Consider the following 4535-nt stretch of genomic DNA (forward strand, 5'->3'; position numbering starts at 1 on the left):
CCCGCCGTGAATTTTTCAGGCTAGCCGCGCTGGTATGCTAGCCTCATTGTGATAGTTGTGGAGTTCCCGTCATGGAAGCGGAAGAGATGCAGGCGATTGCTGACACCCTCATGCGTGTCGTGACGCCAGATATGAATCCCAAGCAGCTGCTGAAAGCCGCAAGGAAAGAGCATCCGGAGGCCTCGAAAAAGGACATCGCGCGGGCAGCCTTCTTTTCAATCATCGCCAATGCCGAAGAAGACCACGGAAAGACAAAGAACCTAAAGGCAGTCGCTGAAGCCGAGCGTGTTGGCAGCAAAGCCCATTGAGGTCACGCCCCCTTTGGGGTCCAACGATTGCCGACCGGATTGCAATCCGCGAGCAGCAGATCGAGGCTTGCCGCGACATGATCGCGTGAAGCCTCTCATGACTGGGGCGAGGCCGTTCATTTGGCGCATATGTCCGCCAATGTCGTCGAAGACTACAAGCGCCTGCTCGCCAGACTGCAATCGATTACCGATCAATTGGAAGGGGCTGAAGCGCATCGAGAATAGAAGACGGCTTGCCGGTTTCCGATTCGGGGAGGGCCAAGGTTCCCCCGGGCACTACCTACATGTTGGAACGGAATACATCTCCCGATTTCTTCCGCCATGGCCAGTGGCCGCCGTGGACATGGAGGCTAAGTCGGCCGTCGTTCCGCTCACGTGCATCGCCGGAACGGAACGTGTCGTCCGGGCTGAGCCGCGCCGCCGACAATTGGGCGAGGCCTTCCCGTTGCAAATCGGCGCTTGCACTTGTGCCGCGCGGCAATGCTGCTCGCCGCTCATCATACCGATCCATGCGTTCATCGGCCTTCGCCCTGATGAAACGCTGCCGTTCCTCGTCGGTCGCGAACGTGACGCCCGCGGCTTCCTTCGCCGCTTCGGCTTCGGCGGCGTCATGTAGCCGTTGCTCGGCGGCCTCGGCATTGCGGCGAGCTTCCTCGGTAAACGCCACATTGGACTCGTTGACCTCGTTGCGTACGATCCCGCTCATATCAATTTCGACGAGAGCTCCAGGGGTCGATTTCCTTCCGCTTATCCACGGGGGCGCTTCCTTCCAACCTCATGTCCGCCACTTGCGCCTCATCGCACGTGGTGGACGATCTTTTGCTTTCTTCCGACGCCGCCAAGGATGAGCATCACACTGCTTCTTCCGCTTGAACCGTCATCGCCCTGACAACACATTCTGCGATGGTCGCGGGGCATCGAGACGGCGGCCTCTTCACACAGATAAGCCGTTCAGCAAATGGGAGGAGCGAATGAAAGCTGAGGACTTAAGCACCCCCGTCTTCGTGAAGCGCGGGACGTACATCGTGCATGAGATTGCCAGCCTTGCAGACGCAATCGATTTTCTCGATGAATGGCCGGAAGATCGCAGAGACCTGATCCACGAGACCGCCCTTCGGGCGTGCCACGATGCACACGATGGGCACAAGCCTGTAAGCGCTGCGCGCAATGCCTTCATCGGCTTTGCGAAACGGGCCGGCATATTGGAAGACCCAACCTCGGCGATGCAGTGGATCGCTGCCTGCAAATCGGGCAGCGGAAGGGTGCAGGTGTAAGCTCATTTTCGGCGGCCGGCGTGCGATTGGCGCGGAGGCAGAATGGGCATGGTGCGCGTCGGGGTCTACTCAAGCCGTAGAGCGAAGGGCGGCTCTGGAGACGAGGCCGGAAGGTCGGCACTTGGCGCACCTTTTCCGGCCCACGCTTTCAGAGATCAGAAACGCGGAAACTAGCATCGGAGGTCCAGATTGGGTGGCTCCTGGCCTTCCCCAGCATGTCGCGATCGGTTTGCGGTACATCAAGGCGCGCCCCGGACTCAAACGAATAGGATGGCACAAAGTGGATTTCGAGAATGGCGGTCATGGTCGGGATCAGATGGTTGTTATTGGCAGTCTCTCTCGTTGTGCTGGCCGCCGGCGGACTGGTTTTCCTGTCCTACAACAATGAGATCAGCCGCGCGCGTGCCGCGGTCGAGAGCGGAGCCAAGGTTGCGAAAACCGCCGCCGGGCCGATCGAATACGCTGATAGGGGCGATGGCATTCCGCTCCTTTCTATCCACGGTGCCGGTGGCGGATGGGATCAGGGCTTGGCCAACGTTGCCGATCTCGTCGGGGACGGCTTTCGGGTCATCGCCCCGTCGCGTTTCGGCTATCTGGGGACGTCGATCCCCTCCGATGTTTCGACTGCGGCCCAGGCCGATGCGCATGCGGCGCTGCTTTCCTCGCTGGACCTTGATAGGGTCATCGTCGTCGGCATCTCGGCTGGCGCCCGCTCGGCAATCGAACTCGCACTTCGCCATCCAGATAAGGTGTCGGCGCTCATTCTGATCGTCCCCGGAACCTACGCGCCCGCGAGCCCTGTAATGGTCGAGGGGAGCCGCGGCAGCGCATTTGTCTTTTGGCTGGTCAATGCCGGGGCCGACTTTGCCTGGTGGGCGACTGAGAAGATTGCACCGTCAGTACTCATCCGCTTCATCGGCGTGCCGCCTGAATTGGTTGAGTCAGCCTCCGCGCAGGAGCGGAATCGCGTGATGACCATTGTTCGGAGCATCGAGCCGCTTTCGCAGCGTTTCCCTGGCATCAACATCGACAGTACGGCCGATCTTCACCGCCTGCCTCTTGAAGAGATCGCCGCGCCCACCTTGGTCGTCTCGGCCCGAGATGACCTGTTCAACACGCTGCCCGCGGCTGAGTTCGCGGCGAGCAACATTCCGAACGCAAAGTTGGTCGTCTACCACACTGGCGGGCACCTCCTTGTGGGGCACGAGGAGGACGCAAGGGAGGTGGTCGGCGACTTTCTTGCCCGGGCCAGGGTGGGGCCGTCGTCCAAACCTCCCTTGGCCGCGTCAGCCCGGCCATAGCCGCCGCTTTGAAACGGTCGCGACCTTCCCGGACTGTGGAGGAACACATCAGATGACCAGGCGCATCGCTATTGTCCAGGGCCATCCAGACCCGGCTGGCCAACACCTCCTTCACGCTATGGCCGACGCTTATGCCGAAGGCGCGACTGCAGCGGGGCATCAGGTACGCCGCATCGAAGTGGCCAAGCTCGACTTTCCGCTGCTGCGTACGATCGAGGATTTCGAGACCGGGACGTTGCCGCCCGCCCTGGAGCAATCCCGGGAGGATCTGCGCTGGGCAGAGCATTGGGTGTTTCTGTTTCCGCTTTGGCACGGAACCATGCCAGCTTTGTTCAAGGGCTTTCTCGAGCACATTTTCAGGCCCGGATTTGCTATGGAATACAAAGAGGGCGGCTTTCCAAAGCGGCTACTCGCCGGGCGCTCCGCTCGCCTCGTCGTCACCATGGGAATGCCGGTGTTTCTTTATCGCTGGTATTTCGGCGCCTACGGTGTTCGCGGTTTCGAGCGTAGCATCTTGAGCTTCGCCGGAATCAAGCCGATTCGCGAAAGTTTTTTTGGCCTCTCATTTGCGGATGAGAAGAAACGCGCTCGCTGGATCGAGGACATACGCAATCACGGAGGGCGGGGAGACTGACCACCGCCCACAGGATAAGCCTCGCAAAGACGTCTATCAGTCACGTCTTTGACCCGCATCGGGTCGTAGCGAGAAGGGCAGGTTGGAGGAGCGCATCGAAGGTCAGGAAATGGCGCGCATCCATGACGACCACGCGGAACCCCTCCGCCCGCAGACCTGCCGTCAGCCATGGAGTCCAGTTTCCAGAGCCACACCATCAACATGCTCGGCAAAGCCTCGTATCGTGGCGGCTAATTCATCGATCTCGGATGCAACCTCGCGTTCCGGGCACACCTTGCCTTTCTCATCGATGATGCACAGCGACGTGGACCGGAGGCCAACATCCACACCTACATAGTGTCCCATCACAATCTCCCTGCTTCGCTATGGTCGTCGAGACCACAATCACATCAGGGAGCTTGCCTCTCCATCAGAGCAAGCCCGATTACGAATGCTTTCGGGAGCTGCAAAGCCGATCTCTACGGCGGCATGGGAGGCGCACAGCAGTCGTTCATCAGGTGTGCCGAGAACGACTGGAACGGGTCAAACCTTCGCCTCTGCCAAGGTGAAGGTTGCGCCAAATTTTCAGATTCTCGAACAGGAAAGTTGCGCCAACTGCCGACGCTCAGCGCCGAGACAATGAACGCCCTATTTGGGCCGCGAGAAGCGGACGGCCCGCTTTCGGGATGATTGGCTGAATGCCGACCTTTGCATCTAGAGCGTGTCGCGTTTGACGTGATTCAGGATTCCCATTGAGGCTGCGGCGTGATTCATTGCGGTTTGAAGGAGAACCGCGATGGGCAAGCCGCTACCGATGGCGTTGCGTGAGCGTGTTGCTGGGTATGTCGACGAGGGGCACGGACACCGGGAAGCCGCCCGGCATTTCCGCATTTCGCCTCGTTTCGTGAACGAGCTGATGAAGCTGCGGCGGGAAACGGGGTCGCTCGAACCTCGCCGCCAGGGCCATGCGCCGGGTGTTGGCAAGCTGGCGCCGCATGCCGCCTTCGTGCGCCGGCGGATGGCGGAGACGGGGGAACTG

Annotated in this window: 6 protein-coding genes and 1 pseudogene; 5 read left to right on the forward strand and 2 right to left on the reverse strand. The window is 60.4% G+C overall.

Annotated features, from left to right (window positions below; translation table 11 throughout):
* The first annotated feature begins 71 nt into the window (after nt 1-71).
* Nucleotides 72-308 carry a hypothetical protein gene (locus IQ26_RS38585; RefSeq protein ID WP_145723539.1) on the forward strand — a complete coding sequence of 79 codons (237 nt, stop codon included), beginning with the start codon at nt 72-74 and terminating at the stop codon, nt 306-308.
* 280 nt (nt 309-588) lie between these two features.
* On the opposite strand, the gene IQ26_RS38590 is transcribed toward IQ26_RS38585, so the two are convergent.
* Nucleotides 589-1014, reverse strand: coding sequence for a hypothetical protein (locus IQ26_RS38590; protein ID WP_145723540.1), 426 nt, complete (start codon nt 1012-1014; stop codon nt 589-591).
* A gap of 265 nt (nt 1015-1279) precedes the next feature.
* Between IQ26_RS38590 and IQ26_RS38595 the strand changes: the two genes are divergently transcribed.
* The 3 genes from IQ26_RS38595 (at nt 1280) to IQ26_RS38605 (ending at nt 3517) form a co-directional block, all read left to right on the forward strand.
* The gene (locus IQ26_RS38595; protein ID WP_145723541.1) at nt 1280-1582 is read left to right on the forward strand and encodes a DUF982 domain-containing protein; all 303 of its coding nucleotides are present in this window, start codon (nt 1280-1282) and stop codon (nt 1580-1582) included.
* A gap of 293 nt (nt 1583-1875) precedes the next feature.
* On the forward strand, nt 1876-2883 hold the full coding sequence (locus IQ26_RS38600; protein WP_145723542.1) for an alpha/beta hydrolase: 1008 nt from the start codon (nt 1876-1878) through the stop codon (nt 2881-2883).
* A gap of 52 nt (nt 2884-2935) precedes the next feature.
* Nucleotides 2936-3517, forward strand: a complete 582-nt coding sequence (locus IQ26_RS38605) for an NAD(P)H-dependent oxidoreductase (protein WP_145723543.1) — start codon at nt 2936-2938, stop codon at nt 3515-3517.
* A gap of 162 nt (nt 3518-3679) precedes the next feature.
* On the opposite strand, the gene IQ26_RS38610 is transcribed toward IQ26_RS38605, so the two are convergent.
* Nucleotides 3680-3862, reverse strand: coding sequence for a hypothetical protein (locus IQ26_RS38610; RefSeq protein WP_145723544.1), 183 nt, complete (start codon nt 3860-3862; stop codon nt 3680-3682).
* Between the two features lie 430 nt (nt 3863-4292).
* Between IQ26_RS38610 and IQ26_RS38615 the strand changes: the two are divergent.
* Nucleotides 4293-4535 (forward strand): annotated as a pseudogene (locus IQ26_RS38615) (helix-turn-helix domain-containing protein); the annotation flags it as partial.

Origin of the sequence: Mesorhizobium tianshanense (assembly GCF_007830515.1) — a bacterium.
Classification (GTDB): domain Bacteria; phylum Pseudomonadota; class Alphaproteobacteria; order Rhizobiales; family Rhizobiaceae; genus Mesorhizobium; species Mesorhizobium tianshanense.